A 20,920-nucleotide genomic window follows, 5' to 3' on the forward strand; every position below is an offset into this window, starting at 1 on the left:
ATGTCCGAGACGCGTGAGACCCCGACCCCCGACCCCGCCCCGATCCGTCGCGGCGGGGATGCGGACGACCAGATCACCCTGACGACCCGCGCGGCGGGCAGCGGGCAGGTCGTGATCGAGGTCGGCGGCGAGGTCGACATGCTGACGTCCCCGCAGCTGCGCACCGCCGTCCTGGAGCAGTTCGAACCCGACGCCGGCACCGAACTGGTCGTCCTCGCCCTCGACGGCGTCACGTTCCTGGGCACGAGCGGCCTCGCTGCGCTCATCGAGGTGCGCGAGGCGGCCCACGCCGCGGGCGTCGAGCTGCGCCTGGCCTGCACGGCGCGGCGCGTCCTGCGGCCGCTGACGATCGCCGGCCTGGTGCCGCTGTTCGACATCCACGAGAACCTGGACGACGCGCTCGCCGCCACCTGAGGCGCCTCCGCGGAGGCGTGATCTGCGTCACACAGGACACGCTTCGCCCCGTCCCGCGTTTGGTCCGCCGCGGGCGCGGGAATCAGTGCTCCGATCGCCCGGTCCGCCCGGGCACGGACGCATGTGAGGTGACTCCCGCGATGAGCGACGTTTCCCGGCTCCCCGGTCCGATGGACCACGCCTGGCAGTGGCAGCGCCTCGGCTCGTGCCGTGGCATGGACAGCGCCACGTTCTTCCACCCGGACGGCGAGCGGAACCCGTCGCGCGCACGCCGCACCGCGCAGGCCAAGGAGGTCTGCCACCGGTGCCCGGTCATCGACATGTGCCGCGAGTTCGCCCTGCAGACGCGTGAGCCCTTCGGCGTCTGGGGCGGCCTGGCCGAGGCCGAGCGCCGCGTCATCCTGGAGCAGCGCGGCATCCCGCTCGCCAGCTGACACCAGCCGGACGTCGGCCGCCACATCGGCCGGGAGCGAGCGCACGCGCCCGAGAACGAGGACGGCCCACCCGCGGGGGGTGGGCCGTCCTTTCTCGTCCTGCGGTCAGCTGTTCTGGTAGCCGATGTTCTGGGCCTGCCACATCCAGCGGGCCTTCTCGAGCTCCGCGACCATCCCGATGAACAGGTCCTGCGTCACGGGGTCGGTCTTGTCGGTCTCCTCGATGCGCGGGCGCAGCCGGGAGACGACGCCGTCGAGGGCCTCGAACACCTGCGCGATCACGTCGCGGTCGTTCACCCAGCCGGCCTGCGGGGCGGCCACGCCGCTCGTGGCGGCGACGGTGGCCGCGCGCCCGTCCGGCGAGACGCCGACCGCGGCCGCGCGCTCGGCGACGGTGTCGGAGAACTGGCGGGCGGTGTCGACGAGCTCGTCGAGGTGCAGGTGCACGTCGTGGAACTGGCGCCCGACGAGGTTCCAGTGCGCCTGCTTGGCCACGAGCGACAGGTCGACCATGTCGACCAGCGTCGCCTGCAGCGCCGCCCCGGTGATGTCACGGGCGGTGTCGTCGAGCGTGCTGGGGATGGGGTGCGTCGGGGACGCGGTCATCAGCAGTGCCTCCGTGGTGGTGTCGGTCCGGGTCATCGACCCGTACAACGTCCCACCCGGTCCGGACATTCCGTCGCAACGACCCCGGACGGGGCCGTGACCAGGGCCTCAGCCCGCGTCGACGACCGTCAGCTCGTGGCAGCGGTAGCGCAGCAACGGGATCCCGTAGACCTGCGCGACGCGCTGCACCGCCCGGTCGACGACGGCCCGCTCGACCCCGGCGCGGCCCGGCTCGACGGCCGGCCCGAGCAGGTAGAGCCCCGGCTCGGGGTCGAACCCGACCAGCTCGCTGATCGCGGCCACGAGGTCGGCCTCCGCGGTGGGCGGCAGCGGGGTGCGCAGGCCGAGGCGGTGCACCGCGAGATCGGGCAGCCCCAGCTCCGCGGCGCGGCGGCGCAGGGCGTCGCGGTCGTCGCCCTCGTCGTCGTCCTCGTCGTCGTCCTCGAGGTCGGCGTCGTCGAGGTCGTCGAGCAGCACGGCGTCGGCCACCCCGAGCACGCCCAGCGGCGCGGGGGCGGTGGCGGGGGCGTCGTCGCAGGCCACGAGCAGGTCGGCCGGTCCGCCGCCCTCCAGGAGCCGCACGAGGTCGGAGCCGGGGCGCAGCAGCTCGACGGTGCACACGGACACGGCCACGAACCGCCGCTCCGTGACCGGTCGCACGGCCCGTCCCGCGACGGACGGGCTCTGCGGCAGGGGGAACCCGCCGACCGGAACCGCCACCATCCTCATGCCCTCCCGCCGCGCCCCCCGGCGCTCGCCGCTGGGCCTTCCGGGGACGAGTGAACCGTGTCGCACCGCGGTGCGTGCACCGTGCACGGGTGCATACGCCCAGCGGGCCCGGACGATCTCCGAGCGGCCGGTTCACACGGCCGTAACACCCGCGGCGGTGACGATCCGTGACCGGTCCGACCGGCGCCGTGTCGATCACTGCGCGGGCGGGGAGGGACAGGTCAGTCGGCCATCCGCACGGCCAGCAGCGCGACGTCGTCGGTGAGCCGGCTGGGCGCGCACGCCTCGAGCACGCGCTCCACCAGCGCCTCCGCGCCCAGGGCGGCCGACTGCTCGCGCACGGTGCGCTCCAGCAGGTCGGTGCGCTCGTCGGCGTCCTCGCCCGCCATGTCGGTGAGCCCGTCGGTGTAGAGCAGCAGGACCGAGCCGGGCGGGCAGCGGAGCTCGGCCTCGGAGCGCACGCGCCCCGACGAGCGGCCGAACGTCGGCACCGCCCCGATCATGGGCGAGCGCTGCTCGTCGAGGCGGCGCAGGCTGCCGTCGGGGCCCAGCAGCAGCGGCGCCGGGTGCCCGGCGTTGGCGTAGCGGACCGTGCGCCACCCGTCCTCGTCCGCCGGCTCGATGCGGGCGTAGAACGCGGTGGCCATGGCCGCCATCTCCAGGCCCTGCACCAGCTGGTCGCAGCGGTCGAGCACCGACCCGGGCCCGCGGCCCTCCCAGGCGTAGGAGCGGACGACACCGCGCAGCTGCCCCATCGCCGCGGCGGCCGCGAGGTCGTGGCCGACGACGTCGCCGACCGCGATGCCGACGGCGCCGTCGGGCAGCGGCAGCAGGTCGTACCAGTCGCCGCCGATCTGGTTGCCGTCCGCGCCGACCAGGTAGCGGGCCGCCACCTGCAGCCCGTCGACGTCGGGCACCACCGGCAGCAGGCTGCGCTGCAGCGTGGCCGCGGCGGCGTGCTCCACCTCGTAGAGGCGCGCGTTGTCGACCGTCAGCCCGGCCCGGCCGGCGAGGTCGACGGCCAGGTGCAGGTCGCGGGAGCCGTAGCGGCGCCCGTAGGGCAGCTGCGTGAGCAGCGTGAGGGTGCCGAGCACGCGCCCGCGGGCCCGCACCGGCACGACCATCGCCGAGCGCAGCCGCAGCTCGTCGTAGACCGCGCCCGACGCCGGGTCGCCGGGATGCCGCTCGGCGCCCGTGTCGGGCAGTTCGGAGATCAGCTGCGGCGGCTCCCCCGCCAGCACGCGGCCCGTGGAGCTGCCCTCGCCGGGCCGGTAGTCCCGCAGCACGGCCAGGCGGCGCAGGCGCTCCTCGTCGCCGGGGTCGCGGGCCGCCACGGCCACCCGGGTCGGCGTGCCGCCGGGGCGGTCGATGAGGTCCACCGCGCACAGGTCGGCGAGCTGGGGCACGACGATCCGGGCCAGCCGGGCGCACGCGTCGCCGACGTCGAGGGCCTCGGTCATCTGCGTCGTGGCCTCGGCCAGCAGGCGCAGCTGGCTGCGGCTGGCCTCCGCGTCGGCCAGCGCCGCGCTGCGCTCCTGCTCGACGATGACCCGCTCGGTGACGTCGTTCTGCACGCCGACGAAGTTGACCAGCTCACCGGCGCCGTCGAAGACCGGGGAGATCGACACCTGGTTCCAGTAGGCGGTGCCGTCCTTGCGGTAGTTGAGCAGCACCGACGTGATCGGCTCGCGGCGGCGCAGCGCGTCGCGGATCTGCGCCACCGAGGACCGGTCGGTGTTGGGCCCCTGCAGCAACCGGCAGTTGCGACCCACGACGTCGTCGTGGGTGTAGCCGGTGAGCCGCGTGAACGAGGGGTTGACCCAGATGAGCGGGTCGTCGGGCTGGCGCGGGTCGGTGATCGTGAACGACATCTCGGTGGCGACGACGGCGCGGTCGCGCAGCACCTCCAGGTGCCGGCGGTCGCCGTGCTCGGTGCCCGAGAGCTGCAGGAACACCACGAGCGCCCGCGACTCCAGCGACGCGGCCTCGGGCGCGACCGGGGCGGTGCCCGCCAGCCCGAACCCGGTGACCCACAGCAACCGGCCCTCGCTCGCCTCGCGCTGCTCGGCGGTGGCCGTGGAGCCGCGCCGGGCGGCGTCGTGCACGGCCACCGGCTCCCCCGCGACCGGCACCCCGGACGCCACCAGCGACAGCGGCGACTGCGTCTCGCTCATCCGCCGCCCGCCCAGGTCGGTGAGGCCGGCGGCGTCGCCCCAGTCGTCGACGTCGACGGGCAGCCGCACCCGGTCGCCGGTGAGTTCGATGGCGGCGGCGTTGGCGTACACCACTTCGCGGCTCGTGAGGTCGATCATCAGGACGGCCGCCGGAGCCCCGTGCAGGACCTGCGGCAGCTCCGTGGCCGCGACGGCGGTCACGCCCACCGCGCCGGCAATCTCGGTCACGGTCGACATCGTAGAAGAGGTCGCCGACGCGCGCCCGCGACGACCACGGCGGTAGGGTGGCCGCCGAACGCGGTTGAGCTCCCAGCCGCAGAACGACGTCGGGCCGGTCCCGGCGTCACCGTCCGTGAGGCCCGTGCCGCGGACCGAGGACCCCGTGCGTGGAGGCGCCAGTGTTCGACACGATCCCGTCGGAGACGGGTGACGGAGACGCCGCGCAGGCGATCGGCACCACCCTGACCCGCCCCCGCCCGGACGCGGCGGTGCTCACCGTGACCGGTGAGATCGACACCGTGACGGCTCCCCACCTGCGCACGGCGCTCGACGGGCTCCTCGAGCAGGAGGCCCCCACGCTGGTGGCCGACCTCACCGGCATCACCTTCCTCGCCTCCAGCGGCCTCGCCGTGCTCATCCAGGCCGCGCACCGCGCGGAGGGCACGCAGCGCAGGCTCCGGCTGGTCGCGACGGGGCGCCAGGTGCGCCGTCCGCTGGAGATCACCGGCACCGACCAGCTGTTCGACATCCACGACGACCGGGAGTCGGCGGGGGTCCCCGCAGACGATCGGGCCGCCCTCGATTGATCTCCCGCCGTACGGGGTAGCAAGATGACCCCTCACGACGACACTCGATCCGGAAGGAGACCCGGCAGCGTGCCCGACCTGGACTCCCCCCATCCCGCCGAGACGCTCGACGGGGTGTCCACCGTGGAGGTCCGGACCTCGGCCAGCGCGGCGCTCATCCCGACCATCCGCGCCGTCGCCAGCGACCTCGCGGCGCGCGCCGACTTCGACCTCGACGCCATCTCCGACCTGCGGATGGCCGTCGACGAGGCGTGCGCCACGCTCGTCGACGTCGCCGCTCCGCGCTCGGTCCTGCACTGCACCTTCCACGTGCGCCACGACGGCATCGAGGTCCGCGCGGAGGTGGAGGTCGGCGACCCGACCTCCGCCGTGTCGACCGACACGTTCGGCTGGCGGGTCCTCCAGACCCTCGCCGACGAGGTCGACGTCCTCGCCCGCCCCGCCGTCGACGGGGGCCGTCCGACCGTGGGCATCCGGTTGGACAAGCTCGCCGGCGACGCACCCCGGTGACCAGGAGCGACTCCGAGTACGGCCACCTCGTCCCGCTGCTCGAGCGGTACGCGTCGCTCGCACCCGACGACCCCGCGCGGGAGCGCCTGCGCGACGAGCTCGTCACCGGCTTCCTCCCCGTGGCCCAGCACATCGCCCGGCGCTTCGCGCACCGCGGCGAGCCCCTCGACGACCTCGTGCAGGTCGCCACCGTCGGGCTGATCAACGCCGTCGACCGCTTCTCCCCCGAGCGCGGCTCCGACTTCTTCTCCTTCGCCGTGCCCACGATCAGCGGTGAGGTGCGCCGGCACTTCCGCGACCTGGGCTGGTCGATGCGGGTGCCGCGGCGGCTCAAGGACCTGCACGTGTCGATCAACGGCGCGGTGTCGGCCCTCGCCCAGGAGATCGGGCGCGCGCCCCGGCCCAGCGAGATCGCCCAGCACTTGGGCATCTCCGTCTCCGACGTCCTGGAGGGTCTGGAGGCCTCGGAGGTCTACCGCAGCTCCTCGCTCGACGAGATGCTCTCCTCCGACGCCGGCAGCGCCACCGTCGGCGAGCTCGTGGGCGAGGCCGACGCCGAGCTGGCCCGCGTCGACTTCATGCAGGCCCTGCGCCCGGTGATGAGCGAGCTGCCCGAGCGCGAGCGCACCATCGTGCTGCTGCGCTTCTTCGGCAACCGCACGCAGACCCAGATCGCCGAGGAGGTGGGGATCTCGCAGATGCACGTGTCGCGGCTGCTGTCCCAGACCCTCGACCGCCTCCGCAGCCGCCTGGACCCCGAGACGCGCGTGGGCTGACCCCGTCCGACACCTCGATCGGCCCCCCGGCGGCGCCCGGCGCGGCGGCGATCGGCGAGGATGGCGCCATGCAACCCGAGCACGTGCTGGTGGTGGGTGCGGGCCTCGCTGGCCTGCGTACGGCGGAGCAGCTGCGCGCCGCGGGCCACCAGGGGCGGATCAGCCTCGTCGGCGCGGAGACCCACGCCCCCTACGACCGCCCGCCGCTGTCCAAGCAGGTGCTCACCGGCGACTGGGAGCCCGCGAAGACCGTGCTGCGCGACCTCGACGCGCTCGACGAGCTGGGCGTGCGCGTGCACCTCGGCACGGCCGCGGTCGCGCTGCGCCACGGCGAGCGCGGCTCGATCGAGCTGGAGCTCTCGGACGGGTCGTCGCTGCACGGGGACGCCGTCGTCGTCGCCACCGGGGTGACGGCCCGCCGGCTCCCCGGCCAGCCCGACTCCGCGCACGTCCTGCGCACGCTCGACGACTCCCTCGCACTGCGCGAGGTGCTGGGCGCGGTGTCGTCGCTGCTCGTCGTCGGCGGCGGCTTCATCGGCGCGGAGGTGGCCAGCGCCGCCGTGGGCCGCGGGATCGCGGTCACCGTGCTGGAGGCCGCGTCCGTGCCCGCCGAGCGCGCGCTGGGCCCCGTGCTGGGCGCCCTGGCCGCGCGGCTGATGACCGAGGCGGGCGTCGACCTGCGCACCGGCACCTCGCTCACCGGCTTCGTCGACGGCGGCGTCGTGCTCGCCGACGGCACGGAGCTCACCGCCGACGCCGTGCTCGTCGGCGTCGGGAGCGCGCCGCAGGTGGCCTGGCTGCCCGCCACCGGACCCGACGGGCACGCGCTCGACCTCGCGAACGGGGTGCCGTGCGGGCCGACCGGCCGCGTGCACGGGCTGCCCGGCGTGTGGGCCGTCGGCGACGTCGCCGCGTGGGACGGCCGGCGCACCGAGCACTGGACCAGCGCGGGCGACCAGGCCGCCGCCGTGGCGCACGACATCCTCGGCGTCGACCCGCCCCCCGCGACCGTGCCCTACTTCTGGTCCGACCAGTTCGGGCTCAAGATCCAGCTCGTCGGGCACCCCGACGGCGCCGACGAGGTGCTGCCGCTGCTGGGCGCGGGCCTCGACGGCGGTCCCGTGCGCGGCACCGTTGCCGGGTACCTCGCGGGTGACCGGCTCGTGGCCGTCGCCGGGTTCGGCGCGGCCCGCCACCTCGCCCGCTACCGCGCGCTGGTCGCCGACGGGGCCGACCGGCGGGCGGCCCTGGACCTGGCCGCCGCGCAGTCGGCGCCCCGTCCCTGATCAGCGGAAGAGGCTCCGCAGGATCGCGAACCCGATGAGGGCGCCCACGGCGATCAGGCCGTACTTGATCTTCGGATCGGCCAGCTTGGCCTGCGCGCTCTGCTTGCCCGAGTCGACGAGGCGCTTGGGGCTCGCCTTCTCGCCGAGGGCGTCCAGGCTGTCGGCGAGCGCGTCCCTGGCCCTCTCGATCTCGCGCTGGATGGTGTCCGGGTCCCGGGCCACGACGCCTCCCTGGTGAAGTCGGCCGGTCTGAGTACGGCCGTGCAGGTCGCCACCGTAGATCACACGGTCCCCGGGCGTCGTGCCAGGATCGCGCGCATGACCACTCGCCTCGCCCCCGGTGACGCCGCGCCGGACTTCACCCTGCCCGACGCCGACGGCAAGCCCGTCTCGCTGGCCGACTACCGCGGGCGCCGCGTCGTCGTCTACTTCTACCCGGCGGCCGCCACCCCCGGCTGCACGAAGCAGGCGTGCGACTTCCGCGACAGCCTCGCCGACCTCGGCGACGCCGGCCTCGACGTCGTCGGCATCTCCACGGACAAGCCGGCGAAGCTCGCGAAGTTCCGCGACAAGGAGGGCCTGACCTTCCCCCTGCTGTCCGACGAGGACCGCTCCGTCCTCACGGCGTGGGGGGCGTTCGGGGAGAAGACGATGTACGGCAAGACCGTCACGGGCGTCATCCGCTCGACGTTCGTGGTGGACGAGGAGGGGAAGATCGCGGTGGCGCAGTACAACGTCCGGGCCACCGGGCACGTCGCGAAGCTGCGGCGGGACCTCGACGTCTGACCTCTCCCCCGCCCACCCCGCGAGTTCCCCCACGACCCCGGCGAGTTTGCCGAGCGCGCGCGGCGAGTTTGCCGAGCGCGCCCGGCGAGTCTGCCGAGCGCGGGCGGCAGGTTTGCCGAGCGCGGGCGGCGAGTTTGCGGGCAACGCACCGCTCAGCGAGCCCGCGCGGACGCGAGGTCGGCGTGGGCGGCCCACTTCGCCGTTCCCGCGCGCCGAACAGGCCCCCGCGCGCCCCCGGGCGGCCCGCGGGAGCCGGGAACGCGCGCGGCAGACGGGAACGCGCGCGGGAAGACCCTTGGGCCGACGACTTCGCCGAACACGACCGGCAAGTTCGCGGGCAGCACCCGGCGAGTTTGCCGAGCACGCCCGGCGAGTCTGCGGACGGCGCTCAGCGCGCCAGGCCAGGGACTCGACTTGACGTTCGAACCAGCCCGCATCGAACTGGTGTTCGATACGCTGCCCGGATGCCCCGCTCCCGCAGCTGGACCGACGAGCAGCTCGCCGCCGCCGTGGCGGCGAGCCGCACGCTGAGCGAGGTGCACCGCCGGCTCGGCCTGCGTCCCGGCAAGTACGACACCATGCGGGCGCACATCGCCCGGCTCGGGCTCGACGCCGCCCACATCCCCCGGGCGGTGGCAGGCGACACCCGGCGGACCCGCACCTGGACCGACAACGACCTCGCCGCCGCCGTGGCCGCGGGTCGCTCCGTGCACGACGTCCTGCGCCGGCTGGGCTACACGCCCAACGGCGGCATGTTCCGCAACATCACCGCGCACATCAGGCGCCTCGAGCTCGACACCAGCCATTTCGGCGGCGGCCAGGCCTGGGCCCGGGGCCGCCGCTTCCCCGGCCGGAACTCACGGCCGCTCGACGAGCTCCTGGTGGTCGGCGGGACCTTCGGGTCCGGCAGCAGCCTGAGGCGGCGGCTGATCAGGGACGGGATCAAGCCCGACCACTGCGAGGAGTGCGGCCTGCGGGAGTGGCGCGGCCGGGCGCTGCCCCTCGCGCTCGACCACGTCAACGGCGACCACACCGACAACCGGCTGGAGAACCTCCGTATCCTGTGCCCGAACTGCCACGCCATCACCGACACCTGGTGCCGGCGCAAGAGCCAGCCGACGTACTCCAACTGGCAGAGAGCCGGCGCTTAGAACGCCGTCAGTGCGGGTTCGAATCCCGCCGTCGGCACCACTACGCGGGCTGCTGGGCGTCCACGACCACCGGCCGCCGCGCCGCCAGCACCGCCCCGCCGAGCCCCAGGACGCCGCACACGACCGAGACGGCCAGGAGCACCGGGTGGGGTTGCCCGCCGGTCACCGCGTCGCCCAGCACCACCACGGCCACCGTGCCGGGCAGGATGCCGAGGACCGTGCCGCCCACGTACGGGGCGAACCGGACGCCGGAGAGCCCGGCCGCGTAGTTGAGGGCCGCGAACGGGACCATCGGGATCAGGCGCAGCGACATCACCGCGAGCAGACCGCTGCGGTCGAGCCGGGCGCGGACCCAGGCCACCGGACTGCGGTGGGCGTGCCGGGCCACGAACGACCCGCCGACGGCGCGCACCAGCCAGAACGCGGCCACCGCGGCCAGCGTCGTGCCGGCCACGGCGAGCAGGACTCCGAGCACCGACCCGAACAGCACGCCGGCGGCGACGGTGAACACCGTGCGCGGCACCGGCGTCACCGTGACCGCGCCCGACAGCAGCACGAACAGCATCGGCGCCCACGCCCCCGACGCCTCGACGGCCCCGCGCACGTCGGGCAGCCCGGCGGTGCGGACGACGAGCACCACGGCCGCGGCGGCGACGAGCGCCACGAGGCCCAGGAGCACGCGCCGGAGGGTCACGGCGTCGACGGTACCGACGTCCGGGACCCCGGCGCCGCGGTGGGGGACGCCCGTCACCCGGCGGCCACCCGCCCGTCACCGGCGCTAGCGTGACGGCCGTGACCGAACCCCGTGAGCTCGACCTCGACCCCGACGGCCTCGCCGTCCGGCGGGAGGTCCTCGGCCCCGACCACGTCGACGCCGCCCTGTCCCGCGCCGACGCCACCACGGCCGACTTCCAGGAGATGATCACGAAGTACGCGTGGGGGCACATCTGGACGCGCCCCGGCATCGACCGGCGGATGCGCAGCGCTGTCACGCTCACCGCGCTCGTCGCCCACGGCCACCTCGCGGAGCTGGAGCTGCACCTGCGCGCGGCCCTGCGCAACGGCCTCACCCGCGAGGAGATCGTGGAGGTGCTGCTGCAGACCGCGATCTACTGCGGGGTGCCGGCGGCCAACTCGGCGTTCGGGGTGGCGCGCCGGGTGCTGGCCGAGGAGCAGCCCTAGGAGCGCGCTGAACAACTCGGGCCTACTGCGCTACGGCCGGAGTTCTTCAGCACCCTCCTAACCGAGCGCCTGCAGGTGCGGCACGAGCGCGGCCAGCGCCAGCGCCCGGTGCGAGGCGGCGTCCTTCTCCGCCGGGTCGAGCTCGGCCGAGGTCCGGTCCTCACCGGCGGGCACGAACACCGGGTCGTACCCGAAGCCGTTCGTGCCGCGCGGGGCCCGGACGATCGTGCCCTTCCACTCCCCGTGCACCACGGTCTCCTCGCCGCCGGGCACGACGAGCGCGGCGGCGCACACGAACGCCGCGCCGCGCCGCTCGTCGGGGACGTCGCCGAGCTGGGCCAGCAGGAGCGCGGTGTTGGCGGCGTCGTCGCCGTGGCGCCCGCTCCAGCGCGCCGAGAGCACGCCGGGCATGCCGTTGAGGGCGTCGACGGCCAGGCCGGAGTCGTCGGCCACGGACACCAGCCCGGTCGCCGCCGCGGCGTCGCGGGCCTTGGCCAGCGCGTTCTCGGCGAACGTCGCGCCGGTCTCGGGGGCGTCGGGGAACTCCGGGACGTCGGACAGCCCGACGATCTCGAACCCGGACAGCATCCGCCGCAGCTCCACGAGCTTGCCCGCGTTGCGCGTCGCCAGCAGGATCCGTGTGCTCATCGCAGCTCCTCGCTGACGCTCGTCGCGGCATTCGCCCACGGCGCTGCGTCTGATGGTGAGCTCGCACGCTCGCTCACGAGGGCAGACCCCCCGGGTACGGCGCGGCGAGCGCCTCGGCCTGCGCCGCGCAGAGCTGCGCGATCCCGGCCAGGGCCGAGTCGAGCATGGCGTCGAGGGTGGTCCGGCTGAACGTGGCGCCCTCGCCGGTGCCCTGGACCTCGATCAGCGTGCCCCGGTCGGTCGCGACGACGTTCGTGTCGACCTCGGCCCGCGAGTCCTCCTCGTAGGGCAGGTCCAGGCGCACGCGCCCGTCCACGACCCCGACGCTGACGGCCGCGACCTGGCACGACAGCGGCTGCGGGTCGGCCAGGCGGTTGCGGGCACCGAGCCAGGTGACGGCGTCGGCCAGCGCGACGTAGGCGCCGGTGATCGCCGCGGTGCGGGTGCCGCCGTCGGCCTGCAGCACGTCGCAGTCCAGGGCGATCGTGTTCTCCCCCAGCGCCTTGAGGTCGATGCAGGCGCGCAGCGAGCGGCCGATCAGGCGGCTGATCTCGTGCGTGCGCCCGCCGACGCGGCCCTTGACGGACTCGCGGTCGCTGCGGGTGTGCGTGGCCGAGGGGAGCATCGCGTACTCGGCGGTGAGCCAGCCCAGACCCGATCCCGCCCGCCAGCGCGGCACGCCCTCCGTGACGCTCGCCGCGCACAGCACCTTCGTGCCGCCGAACTCGACGAGCACCGAGCCCGCGGGGTGCGCCTGGAAGCCGCGCGTCAGCTTCACGGGGCGCAGCTCGTCGTCGGTCCTGCCATCCAGTCGCTTCACGCAGGACACCCTATGCGGCGCTCCCGGCGCTCCTACACCTCGTAGGACCCGTCGGCCGCGACCACGGCGACCTCGCCGTCGAACACCGCCCGCGCCTCGTCGGCGAGATCGTCGGCGTCGAACCACGGGGGGCAGTGGGTGAGCAGCAACCGCCCGACGCCCGCCGCCGCGGCGTGCTCCCCCGCCTGCCGCCCGGACAGGTGCACGCCGGGGGGCGGGGCGTCCCAGGTCGGCGTGACGTGCGGCCAGGTGGCCTCGCACAGCAGCACGTCGGCGCCGCGGGCCAGCTCGACGAGCGCCTCGCTGGGGCCGGTGTCACCGCTGTAGACGAGGCTGCGCCCGCCGTGCTCGACGCGCAGCGCGTAGGCCTCGCAGGGGTGGTCGACGGGCGCGGTCCGCAGCACGACGTCGCCGACGGTCACCGACGCGGCGTGCGGGCGGAAGTCGAAGGCGTCGGAGAGGTCGGTCTCCGCCCGCTCGGCCGCGTCGGGGGCGTAGGCGGCGGCGAAGCGGTCGGGCGCCTCGACCGGCGCGAGCACCGGCAGCCGCCCGGCGCCCTCGGGCGGGAACGGGTGGTAGCGGCGGTGCACGACCAGCGCGGTGAAGTCGGCGCAGTGGTCGGGGTGCAGGTGGGAGAAGGCGACGGCGTCGAGCCGCCACGGGTCGAGGTGGCGCTGCAGCGCGCCGAACGTGCCGTTGCCCAGGTCCAGGACCAGCCGGACGTCGCCGGCTTCGACGAGGTAGCCCGACGCGGGCGAGGCCGGGCCGGGGCCGCTGCCCGAGCAGCCGAGCACGACCAGTCTCATGCCGCGCACGCTAGCCCGCGCGGGTGCGGCGCAGCCACCAGAGGCCGACCAGCGGCAGCACGAGCGGGATGAAGCCGTAGCCCCGGCCGAAGTCCGACCAGACGGTGTCGTCGGGGAAGTCGCCGGCGTCGAACACCGACAGCAGCCCGACCACCAGCACGCCGGCCAGCTCGAACCCGACCGCGCCCCAGGCCAGGCGCCGCGCTCCGGGGCCGCGGCGGGCGAGCCCGATCGTCGCCAGGATGTAGACGACGCCGGCGAGCGCGGAGAGCAGGTAGGGCAGCGGGGCCTCGGAGAACCGCGTGGCGATCTGCACCCCGGCGCGGGCGGTCGCCGAGAGCGCGAAGATCCCGTAGACGGTGATGAGGAGGCGCCCGAAACCGCTCGACGTGCGTTCAGGCACCGGCGTCCCAGAGCCCCTGCAGCCGCACGACGGCCACCGCGGTGCCGATCGCCCCCGCCGCGATGACGGCCCCGCCCCAGCGCGTCGGCTCGGCCGTGGCGAACTGCGTCGCGATCGGCAGCACGCACACCGAGACGACGAGGTAGATCAGGAACGTCGACGTCTCCGGCAGCGTGACGCCGGAGAACACCCGGACCGCGGCGATCGCCGCCTGCACGGCGAGCAGCCCGACGACGCCGGTGACGGCCAGGCGCGTCCAGCGGTCCGGGGGCCGGTTCAGCACGGTGGTGACGAGGCCGTGGACGGCGAGCGCACCCAGCGCCACCACCACGACCAGCACGAGCACGTCGATCACGCGGCGACGCTACCGCTGCCGGGGGTGCCGCCGTCCGGGGCGTCCGGGACGTCGGCGGCGCCGGGCTCCTGGCGCCGCGCGATCCACAGCAGCCCGAGCGAGACGACCGACAGCGCGGCCCCCACCGGCGGCAGCGCCAGCACCCCGAGCGTGGCGACGACCGCGCCGCCGACGAGCCCCGCCAGCCCGATCCCCAGGTAGATCGCGGACGCGTTGAGCGAGAGCACGAGCGCGCTGCCGGTCGGGGCGAGCTCGATGAGCCGCGTCTGCACCGGCGAGTTGACGACGAACCCGGCGCCGAGCACGAACAGCGCCACCGCGGCCCCGACGACGGTCGTCAGCGTGAGCGGCAGCGTCGCCAGGGCGAGGGTGACGACCGGGATCGTCATGAGCAGCGGGCGCCGGCTGCCGAAGCGGTCGGTGAGGCGGCCGCCGAGGTCGTTGCCGACCAGCGCGCCGATCCCGTAGACGACCAGCAGGATCCCGAGCAGCGGCCCGGTGACGCCCGCGGACTCCGCGAGCAGCGGCGCGATGTAGGTGTAGACCGTCAGCACCGACATCAGGCCGAACACGGTGATGCCCAGGATCGTCAGCACGCGGCGGTCGGCGGCCACGGCGAGGCGCTCGCGCAGCCCGACCGGCGCGGGGGCGTCGACGGTCGGGAGCAGCGTGCGCACCCCGACCGCACCGACCAGGCACAGCGCCGCCACCACGCCGAACACGCCGCGGTAGCCCAGCGAGGCGCCGAGGAACGTGCCGGCGGGCACGCCGACGACCAGCGAGAGCGTGATGCCGGTGAACACCGCGGCGACGGCCCGGCCGCGCCGCTCGGGCGGGCTGAGCAGGGTGGCGGCGTGCGTGGCGGCCGGGGTGAACGCGGCGGCGCCCAGCGCCGTGAGGATCCGGCCGGCGAACAGCAGCGGGTAGGCGGGCGCCAGCGCGGAGAGCAGGTTGCCGGCTGCGGCCACGAGCAGCGCGGCGACGAGCAGGTTGCGACGCTCCCAGCGCCCGAGCAGCGTGGCGAGCACCGGCGCGCCCACGGCGTAGGCCAGGGCGAACGCGCTCGTGAGCTGCCCGGCCGCGGCGACCGTGACGCCGAGCTCGGCGCTGATCTCGGGCAGCAGCCCGGCGACGACGTACGCGCTGGTGCCGACGGCGAACGCGCCGCCCGCGAGCAGCGCCAGCCGGAAGCCGATCACCGGGACACCGCGGGCGCGAGCGCGGCGACGGACCCGACCTCGGGGCCGAGGAAGCGGCGGCCCAGGCGCGCGAACGGCTCGGGGTCGCCGGTGGCGAGGAACTCGTGCGGCCCGGCGGGCGCACCGGGCTCGCGGGCCAGCCCGGCCTCGAACAGCACGCGGACGACGTCCTTGGCCGTCTCCTCCGCGCTGCTGACGAGCGTGACGTCGGGACCCATGACGATCTGCAGCACCGCCGAGAGCAGCGGGTAGTGCGTGCAGCCCAGGACCAGGGTGTCGACGCGGGCGCGCTGCAGCGGCTCGAGGTAGCTCTGGGCGAGGCCGAGGACCTGACGGCCGCTGGTGGTGCCGCGCTCCACGAAGTCGACGAACCGGGGGCACGCCGCTCCCGTCACCTGCACGTCCTTGGCCGCCACGAAGGCGTCGAGGTAGGCGCCCGAGGCGATCGTGGCCCGCGTGCCGATGACGCCGATCCGGCCGGTGTGCGTGGCGGCCACCGCGCGGCGGACGGCGGGGCGGATCACCTCGACGACGGGCACGGGGTAGCGCTCGCGGATGTCGGCCAGGCACGCGGCGCTCGCGGTGTTGCAGGCCACGACCATGGCCTTGACCTCGCGCTCCATCAGCGCGTCGCCGACGGCCAGTGCGTGGCGGCGGATGTCGGCGATGGCCAGCGGGCCGTAGGGGCCGTGCGCGGTGTCGCCGACGTAGACGACGCGCTCCGCGGGCAGCTGGTCGATCACCGAGCGCGCGACCGTGAGGCCGCCGACGCCCGAGTCGAAGATCCCGATGGGGGCGTCGAGGTTCACCCCGCCAGCCTACGGCGCGGCCTTCCTACCGCGCGGCCACCGCCGGACGGTCGGCCCGCGCCACCAGCCAGGCCGCGAGCACGCCCGCGAGCGCCCCGAACAGGTGCGCCTGCCAGGAGATCCCCGGCTGGCCCGGGAGCACCCCGAGCAGGACCCCGCCCCAGACGAGGAACAGCACGACGGCCAGCGCGATCTGCCGCCCGCTGCCGGCGAAGAAGCCGCGCGTCAGCAGGAAGGCGAGCCAGCCGAACACCAGCCCGGACGCGCCGATGTGGTAGCTGCCGTCGCCGCCGGTGAACCAGACGCCGAGCCCGCCGAGCAACCAGATCGTGGCCGTGACCAGCACGAACTGCCGCACGCCACCCGCCATCGCGAGGAACCCGAAGACCAGGAACGGCACGGTGTTGGCGGCGAGGTGCGCCCAGTCGCCGTGCAGGAGCGGCGACCACAGGATGCCGTCGAGGTCGCCGGTGTCGCGCGGGTGGATGCCGTTCCGCTCCAGGGTCTGCCCGGAGACGACGTCGGCGACCTCGACGACGTAGAGCAGCGCGGTGAGGACCACCATCGTCAGCGCGGAGCGGACGGGCGCGGGGGGCAGCACGCGCCCGATCCTGCGGCGCGGCGCGGGTGCGGTCATGCCTCCGACAGTACCGGCGTGCGGGGGCGTGGATCGGGCCCGAACGCGCCCGCCCCGACCACCCGACCCGGCGAGTTTGCCGACGGCGCCCGGCGAGTTGGCCGACGGCGCTCGGCGAGGTTTGCCGACGGCGCCCGGCGAGTTTGCCGACGGCGCCCGGCGAGTTCGCCGACGGCGCTCGCCGAGCCTGGCGTGGGCGCGACGACAGCGCGGGCGGCCTCCCCCCGCCCTTCCCGCGCACCAAGCAGGTTCCCGCGCGCCCCCGGGGACGCGCGGGAACGTGGAACGCGCGCGGCAGACGAGAACGCGCGCGGGACGGCCTCAGCCCCCGGCGAGGGTGCCGGCGGCGCCCGGCGAGTTTGCCGCCGCGCCCGGCAAGTCAGCCGCCGGCGCTCACCGAGCCCGGCGCGGGCGCAACGACGGCGCGGGCGGCCTCCCCCGCCCTCCCGCGCACCGAACAGGTTCCCGCGCGCCCCCGGGGACGCGCGGGAACGCGGAACGCGCGCGGCAGACGAGAACTCACGCGGAACGGGCCCTGCCCCGGCGAGTTCGCCGACGACGCCCGGCGAGGCCCCGGACGGCGCCCGATGAGTGGCGACCGGCAGTACGCCGCCGCGCCCCGGGCCGCTACGCCCAGAGGTGGCCCTCGATGCCGTCGGCGGCGTCGTCGAGCTCACCGGAGTAGGCGCCGGTGGACAGGTACTTCCAGCCCGCGTCGCACACGACCAGGGCGATGTCGGCGCGGTCGCCCGCGCCCGCCGCCTTCTCCGCCACGGCCAGCGCGGCGTGCAGGATCCCGCCGGTGGAGATGCCCGCGAAGATGCCCTCGCGGTCGACCAGCTCCCGGGTGCGGCGCAGGGCGTCGTGGCTGCCGACGGAGTAGCGCGCCGTGAGCACCTCGGGGTCGTACAGCTCGGGGACGAACCCCTCGTCGATGTTGCGCAGGCCGTAGACCAGCTCGCCGTAGCGCGGCTCGGCCGCCACGATCTGCACGTCCGGCTTGTGCTCGCGCAGGAACCGGCCGACGCCCATGAGCGTGCCGGTGGTGCCCAGGCCGGCGACGAAGTGGGTGATCGTCGGCAGGTCGCGCAGGATCTCCGGGCCGGTGGAGCGGTAGTGCGCGTCGGCGTTGGCCGGGTTGCCGTACTGGTAGAGCATGACCCAGCTCGGGTTCTCGGCGGCCAGCTCCTTGGCCATCGCGACGGCCTGGTTCGACCCGCCCGCGGCCGGCGACGAGACGATCCGCGCGCCGTACATCTCCAGCAGCTGGCGCCGCTCGATGGAGGTGTTCTCCGGCATCACGCAGATCAGCGAGTAGCCCTTGAGCTTGCAGGCCATCGCCAGGGAGATGCCGGTGTTGCCCGAGGTCGGCTCGAGGACCGTGCAGCCGGGGGTGAGCAGGCCGTCGGCCTCCGCCTTCTCGATCATGGCCAGCGCGGGGCGGTCCTTGATCGAGCCGGTGGGGTTGCGGTCCTCGAGCTTGGCCCAGAGGCGCACCTCGGGCGACGGCGAGAGGTTCGGCAGCCCCACCAGCGGCGTGTCCCCGACCGCCGCGATCAGCGAGTCGTACCGCATCGCGGGATCAGCCGCCCGCGACCGCGGGGAGGATCGTGAAGGTCGAGTTCTCCTTCACCGGGGCGTCGAGGCCACCGGAGAAGCGCACGTCCTCGTCGTCGACGTAGATGTTGACGAAGCGGTGCAGCTTGCCGTCGTTGAGCAGGCGGCCGGCGATGCCGCTGTGCTTCGCGTCGAGGTCGGCGATCACCTCGGAGACGGTGCTGCCCTTCGCCTCGACGGACTTCTCGCCGCCGGTGTGGGTGCGCAGGATGGTGGGGACGGACACGGTGGCCATGCGGATGCTCTCCAGGTGGGTGTTCGGGACGGGCGGGACGGGCGTCGAGGTCAGCCGAGGTCGGGGACGTCGTCCGCGCCGGTGTGCGCGAACATGTAAGTCTCCACGACGTCGACTTCTTCCTCGGTGACCACACCGTCCACGATCCGGAACGACCGGAGGTCGTGGCCGCGCACGCGCGCCTCGGCGTCGGGACGCGTCGAGACGATCACGTAGTGGATGCGCGGGTCGTTGGCGGGACCCGAGGCCACGTCGATGTCGACCTGCGACGGGTAGGCCTCGCTGCGCGTGTGCGAGTGGTAGATGACCGTCGGCCACTCGTCGCGCTCGTCCATCTCGCGCTGCGCCCGCAGCCGCTCCTTGACGTCCCACGTGTAGTAGGTGAGCGACGACCGGGGCTCGCCCGCGTACTCCGCGTGCGCCTCGCCGAGCACGAGCGCGCGGTGGGCCTGCTCGCGCTCCTGCGCCTCGGCGTCGCCCGTCGGCTTGGCCGCGTTCGTCATCCGGAAGAAGCGCTCGGGCCGCTCGGTGCCCTCCGCGCCCGCGATCATCCCGCACGCCTCGTGGGGGTGCTCCGCACGGGCGTGCGCCATGATCTCCTCGACGAGGTCGGCGCGGATCTGCAGCACCCGGCCAGCCTACGTGCCACCCCCGTCGCGACGCACCCGGCGGAGCCCGGCCTCACACCGTCAGACGGCCGACGGCCGCACCATGCACGTCGCGTCGGCGGGGACGAAGCCTCTCGCGGCGTAGAGGCCGTGGGCGTCGTCGGTGAACAGGACCCAGCGGATGCGGGGGTCACCGTCGATCACGGCGTCGACGACCGCCTTGCCGGCACCCAGGCCGCGCGCCTCCGGCAGCACGAACACGTCGGCCAGGTAGCCGAAGGCCACCCCGTCGGACACGGCGCGGGCGAACCCGACCATCCGGCCGTCGCGGTACGCGCCGGCCACCCGCCAGGCCCGGTCGAGCTGCGTCTCCACGTCGGCCCGGGTGCGCCAGCGGCCCCAGTAGGCCTGCGTGGAGAGAAAGTCCCACACCACGTCGCGGTCGATCCGGTGCGGGTCGAGGTCGATGTCCACGGCGGCGGTGTCCACGCCGTCGGACCCTAGATCGTTCCCGCTCCCGGTGGGCAGGAGTTCCGCCCGCTGCGGTGATCACGACCGTGCCGTCGCAGAACCGGGGCGCTGTCGCGTCCCGCCGTGATCGCCCTCGTCGTCCTGGTGCTGGTGGTGGCAGGCATCGTCGCGCTGGAGGTGCGCAACGTGCGGGGAGCCGCCGCGGGCGGCGGGCCGGTCGCGGTGCGGATCCTCGCGTTCACCGAGCTGGACGCGGTGCTGGAGCAGCAGTGGCTGGGCCAGTCGAGCCCGCGGATCCTGCAGGTCTCCTCGACGCTGCGCTACAGCTGGTCGGGCGCCGCAACGGTCGGCGACCGCGTCACCGGGCTGACGGTCGACGGCGTCCCCGTCGACCCGGCGGCGCCCTACCGCGTGGCCGTCAACAACTTCCTGGCCGCGGGCGGCGACGGCTTCACCGCCTTCGCCGACGGCACCGACCTCACCGGCGGCGAGATCGACCTCGACGCCCTGCTCGCGTACCTGGGCGCCGACCCCGGCCTGGCCCCGCCCGCGCGGCACCGCATCACGGTGACGGGCTAGCGGACCTGCATCCGGCTCTGCACGAGCGCGTCCTGCACGAACGTCAGCCACTGGTAGACGCCCAGGTGCGACGCCCGGGGGTCGTCGGGGTCGAGCTGGTCGGGCATGTCCTCGCTCACGTCGAGCGCGGTGCCCAGCGCCAGCCGGACGTCGTTGAGCGCGGCGAGCCACGTGTCGGCCTGCTCCACCGTCAGCTCGATCTTCCCGCCGGTCTCGGGCAGCGTGTCGAGGACGAGCGTGGCGGCGGCGTCCTTGGCCTCGATCAGCTCCGGCTCGTGCAGCGAGCGCAGGCCGGCGGCGAGGTCGGCGTCCTCGGTGGTGAAGTCGGGCAGCAGGCGGGCCAGGACGCGGTCGTCGGGCCGCGTCGACGGGCCGGTGCGGATGCCGGTGATCACCGCGAGCTCGTCGGGCGGGTTCTGCTCGACGCGCCCGGCCAGCATCTGCTTCACCTCGGCGACGAGCCCGCGCAGCACCGCGGCCTCCTGCGCCTCCAGCGAGGCGACGAGGCGCACCTTCGACCCGCGTCCCGACTTCTTCCAGCCATTCACGACGACTTCTGCATCGTCGCCCACAGCCCGGCGGCGTGCAGCTTCGCCACGTCGGCCTCGATCTTGTCCTTGTCGCCCGCCGACACCGCGGCCTTGCCCTTGTGGTGCACGTCGAGCATCAGCGCGGTGGCCTTGGGCTCGGGGTAGCCGAACAGCTTCTGCAGCACGTAGGCCACGTAGGACATGAGGTTCACCGGGTCGTTCCAGACGATCGCCTGCCAGGGGACGTCCCCGGAGACGTCCTCCTCGACGCGGACATCCGTCTGACGGGTGGGTGCGGGTAGCGGCGCCGTCATGTCCTCCATGGTGGCACGGGACATAGGGTCAGTAC

General features: G+C 74.8%; 29 protein-coding genes and 1 tRNA gene. 11 read left to right on the forward strand and 19 right to left on the reverse strand.

The annotated features are described in order from the left end of the window. The gene (locus tag HOP40_RS01670) at nt 1–414 is read left to right on the forward strand and encodes an STAS domain-containing protein (RefSeq protein WP_172154077.1); all 414 of its coding nucleotides are present in this window, start codon (nt 1–3) and stop codon (nt 412–414) included. A 140-nt stretch (nt 415–554) separates the two neighbouring features. Then, nucleotides 555–848: a WhiB family transcriptional regulator gene (locus HOP40_RS01675; RefSeq protein WP_172154078.1), complete on the forward strand. Its 294-nt coding sequence runs from the start codon at nt 555–557 to the stop codon at nt 846–848. Between the two features lie 105 nt (nt 849–953). Here the strand turns inward: HOP40_RS01675 and HOP40_RS01680 are convergent, their stop codons facing one another. The 3 genes from HOP40_RS01680 to HOP40_RS01690 form a co-directional block, all read right to left on the reverse strand. Next, on the reverse strand, nt 954–1,454 hold the full coding sequence (locus HOP40_RS01680) for a Dps family protein (RefSeq protein ID WP_172167677.1): 501 nt from the start codon (nt 1,452–1,454) through the stop codon (nt 954–956). A gap of 108 nt (nt 1,455–1,562) precedes the next feature. After that, complete coding sequence (locus HOP40_RS01685; RefSeq protein WP_172154079.1) at nt 1,563–2,087, reverse strand: hypothetical protein; 525 nt, start codon at nt 2,085–2,087, stop codon at nt 1,563–1,565. Nucleotides 2,088–2,404: 317 nt separating this feature from the next. Further along, on the reverse strand, nt 2,405–4,585 hold the full coding sequence (locus tag HOP40_RS01690; protein ID WP_172154080.1) for a GAF domain-containing SpoIIE family protein phosphatase: 2,181 nt from the start codon (nt 4,583–4,585) through the stop codon (nt 2,405–2,407). Between the two features lie 158 nt (nt 4,586–4,743). Between HOP40_RS01690 and HOP40_RS01695 the strand changes: the two genes are divergently transcribed. The 4 genes from HOP40_RS01695 (at nt 4,744) to HOP40_RS01710 (ending at nt 7,735) form a co-directional block, all read left to right on the forward strand. Beyond that, nucleotides 4,744–5,163, forward strand: coding sequence for an STAS domain-containing protein (locus HOP40_RS01695; RefSeq protein WP_172154081.1), 420 nt, complete (start codon nt 4,744–4,746; stop codon nt 5,161–5,163). Nucleotides 5,164–5,232: 69 nt separating this feature from the next. Next, nucleotides 5,233–5,673 (forward strand): ATP-binding protein, encoded by a 441-nt coding sequence (locus tag HOP40_RS01700; protein ID WP_240157461.1) that lies wholly within the window; start codon nt 5,233–5,235, stop codon nt 5,671–5,673. Next, the gene (locus HOP40_RS01705; RefSeq protein ID WP_172154083.1) at nt 5,670–6,449 is read left to right on the forward strand and encodes a SigB/SigF/SigG family RNA polymerase sigma factor; all 780 of its coding nucleotides are present in this window, start codon (nt 5,670–5,672) and stop codon (nt 6,447–6,449) included. The genes HOP40_RS01700 and HOP40_RS01705 overlap by 4 nt, the downstream gene beginning before the upstream one ends. Nucleotides 6,450–6,517: 68 nt before the next feature. Then, a complete protein-coding gene (locus HOP40_RS01710; protein WP_172154084.1) occupies nt 6,518–7,735 on the forward strand; it encodes an NAD(P)/FAD-dependent oxidoreductase in 1,218 nt (405 codons plus the stop codon). Here HOP40_RS01710 and HOP40_RS01715 read toward each other — a convergent pair whose 3' ends face one another. Then, nucleotides 7,736–7,957, reverse strand: coding sequence for a DUF3618 domain-containing protein (locus tag HOP40_RS01715; RefSeq protein WP_172154085.1), 222 nt, complete (start codon nt 7,955–7,957; stop codon nt 7,736–7,738). A gap of 96 nt (nt 7,958–8,053) precedes the next feature. Between HOP40_RS01715 and bcp the strand changes: the two genes are divergently transcribed. The 3 genes from bcp (at nt 8,054) to HOP40_RS01730 (ending at nt 9,712) form a co-directional block, all read left to right on the forward strand. Continuing rightward, the gene (bcp, locus tag HOP40_RS01720; RefSeq protein WP_172154086.1) at nt 8,054–8,521 is read left to right on the forward strand and encodes a thioredoxin-dependent thiol peroxidase; all 468 of its coding nucleotides are present in this window, start codon (nt 8,054–8,056) and stop codon (nt 8,519–8,521) included. Nucleotides 8,522–8,985: 464 nt separating this feature from the next. Next, entirely contained in the window at nt 8,986–9,672 is a 687-nt protein-coding gene (locus HOP40_RS01725; RefSeq protein WP_172154087.1) for an HNH endonuclease family protein, read from the forward strand. Next, nucleotides 9,636–9,712, forward strand: a tRNA-Leu gene (locus tag HOP40_RS01730). The genes HOP40_RS01725 and HOP40_RS01730 overlap by 37 nt, the downstream gene beginning before the upstream one ends. Here the strand turns inward: HOP40_RS01730 and HOP40_RS01735 are convergent. After that, the gene (locus HOP40_RS01735; protein ID WP_172154088.1) at nt 9,713–10,366 is read right to left on the reverse strand and encodes a TVP38/TMEM64 family protein; all 654 of its coding nucleotides are present in this window, start codon (nt 10,364–10,366) and stop codon (nt 9,713–9,715) included. It abuts the tRNA gene before it with no gap. A gap of 98 nt (nt 10,367–10,464) precedes the next feature. Between HOP40_RS01735 and HOP40_RS01740 the strand changes: the two genes are divergently transcribed. After that, nucleotides 10,465–10,854, forward strand: a complete 390-nt coding sequence (locus HOP40_RS01740) for a carboxymuconolactone decarboxylase family protein (RefSeq protein WP_420821780.1) — start codon at nt 10,465–10,467, stop codon at nt 10,852–10,854. Nucleotides 10,855–10,911: 57 nt separating this feature from the next. On the opposite strand, the gene rdgB is transcribed toward HOP40_RS01740, so the two are convergent. The 12 genes from rdgB to HOP40_RS01800 all read right to left on the reverse strand — a co-directional run bounded on the left by rdgB (nt 10,912) and on the right by HOP40_RS01800 (nt 19,480). Further along, nucleotides 10,912–11,502, reverse strand: coding sequence for an RdgB/HAM1 family non-canonical purine NTP pyrophosphatase (gene rdgB, locus HOP40_RS01745; RefSeq protein WP_172154090.1), 591 nt, complete (start codon nt 11,500–11,502; stop codon nt 10,912–10,914). A 73-nt stretch (nt 11,503–11,575) separates the two neighbouring features. Further along, nucleotides 11,576–12,322, reverse strand: a complete 747-nt coding sequence (gene rph, locus HOP40_RS01750; RefSeq protein ID WP_172154091.1) for a ribonuclease PH — start codon at nt 12,320–12,322, stop codon at nt 11,576–11,578. Between the two features lie 32 nt (nt 12,323–12,354). Next, on the reverse strand, nt 12,355–13,128 hold the full coding sequence (locus tag HOP40_RS01755) for an MBL fold metallo-hydrolase (RefSeq protein ID WP_172154092.1): 774 nt from the start codon (nt 13,126–13,128) through the stop codon (nt 12,355–12,357). 10 nt (nt 13,129–13,138) lie between these two features. Further along, nucleotides 13,139–13,531, reverse strand: coding sequence for a hypothetical protein (locus tag HOP40_RS01760; RefSeq protein ID WP_172154093.1), 393 nt, complete (start codon nt 13,529–13,531; stop codon nt 13,139–13,141). After that, the gene (locus HOP40_RS01765; protein WP_172154094.1) at nt 13,524–13,886 is read right to left on the reverse strand and encodes a hypothetical protein; all 363 of its coding nucleotides are present in this window, start codon (nt 13,884–13,886) and stop codon (nt 13,524–13,526) included. The genes HOP40_RS01760 and HOP40_RS01765 overlap by 8 nt, the downstream gene beginning before the upstream one ends. Continuing rightward, a complete protein-coding gene (locus tag HOP40_RS01770; protein WP_420821811.1) occupies nt 13,883–15,082 on the reverse strand; it encodes an MFS transporter in 1,200 nt (399 codons plus the stop codon). Before HOP40_RS01770 ends, HOP40_RS01765 begins: the two co-directional genes overlap by 4 nt. Continuing rightward, nucleotides 15,082–15,894: a glutamate racemase gene (murI, locus tag HOP40_RS01775; RefSeq protein WP_172154095.1), complete on the reverse strand. Its 813-nt coding sequence runs from the start codon at nt 15,892–15,894 to the stop codon at nt 15,082–15,084. Before murI ends, HOP40_RS01770 begins: the two co-directional genes overlap by 1 nt. Nucleotides 15,895–15,919: 25 nt before the next feature. After that, on the reverse strand, nt 15,920–16,531 hold the full coding sequence (locus HOP40_RS01780) for a rhomboid family intramembrane serine protease (RefSeq protein WP_172154096.1): 612 nt from the start codon (nt 16,529–16,531) through the stop codon (nt 15,920–15,922). 627 nt (nt 16,532–17,158) lie between these two features. Further along, entirely contained in the window at nt 17,159–18,106 is a 948-nt protein-coding gene (locus HOP40_RS01785; protein ID WP_172154097.1) for a PLP-dependent cysteine synthase family protein, read from the reverse strand. Between the two features lie 7 nt (nt 18,107–18,113). Further along, nucleotides 18,114–18,383 carry a MoaD/ThiS family protein gene (locus tag HOP40_RS01790; RefSeq protein WP_172154098.1) on the reverse strand — a complete coding sequence of 90 codons (270 nt, stop codon included), beginning with the start codon at nt 18,381–18,383 and terminating at the stop codon, nt 18,114–18,116. Nucleotides 18,384–18,433: 50 nt separating this feature from the next. Beyond that, nucleotides 18,434–19,012: a M67 family metallopeptidase gene (locus HOP40_RS01795; RefSeq protein ID WP_172154099.1), complete on the reverse strand. Its 579-nt coding sequence runs from the start codon at nt 19,010–19,012 to the stop codon at nt 18,434–18,436. Between the two features lie 60 nt (nt 19,013–19,072). Beyond that, nucleotides 19,073–19,480 carry a GNAT family N-acetyltransferase gene (locus tag HOP40_RS01800; RefSeq protein ID WP_240157463.1) on the reverse strand — a complete coding sequence of 136 codons (408 nt, stop codon included), beginning with the start codon at nt 19,478–19,480 and terminating at the stop codon, nt 19,073–19,075. A 105-nt stretch (nt 19,481–19,585) separates the two neighbouring features. Between HOP40_RS01800 and HOP40_RS01805 the strand changes: the two genes are divergently transcribed. Beyond that, entirely contained in the window at nt 19,586–20,041 is a 456-nt protein-coding gene (locus tag HOP40_RS01805) for a 5'-nucleotidase C-terminal domain-containing protein (protein ID WP_476705424.1), read from the forward strand. Here HOP40_RS01805 and HOP40_RS01810 read toward each other — a convergent pair. Together HOP40_RS01810 and clpS are read right to left on the reverse strand one after the other, a co-directional pair. Then, on the reverse strand, nt 20,038–20,589 hold the full coding sequence (locus HOP40_RS01810; protein WP_172154100.1) for a DUF2017 domain-containing protein: 552 nt from the start codon (nt 20,587–20,589) through the stop codon (nt 20,038–20,040). The genes HOP40_RS01805 and HOP40_RS01810 overlap by 4 nt on opposite strands. After that, entirely contained in the window at nt 20,586–20,885 is a 300-nt protein-coding gene (gene clpS / locus HOP40_RS01815) for an ATP-dependent Clp protease adapter ClpS (RefSeq protein ID WP_172154101.1), read from the reverse strand. The genes HOP40_RS01810 and clpS overlap by 4 nt, the downstream gene beginning before the upstream one ends. Nucleotides 20,886–20,920: the final 35 nt, after the last annotated feature.

Source organism: Pseudonocardia broussonetiae, assembly GCF_013155125.1.
GTDB classification, from domain to species: Bacteria; Actinomycetota; Actinomycetes; order Mycobacteriales; family Pseudonocardiaceae; genus Pseudonocardia; species Pseudonocardia broussonetiae.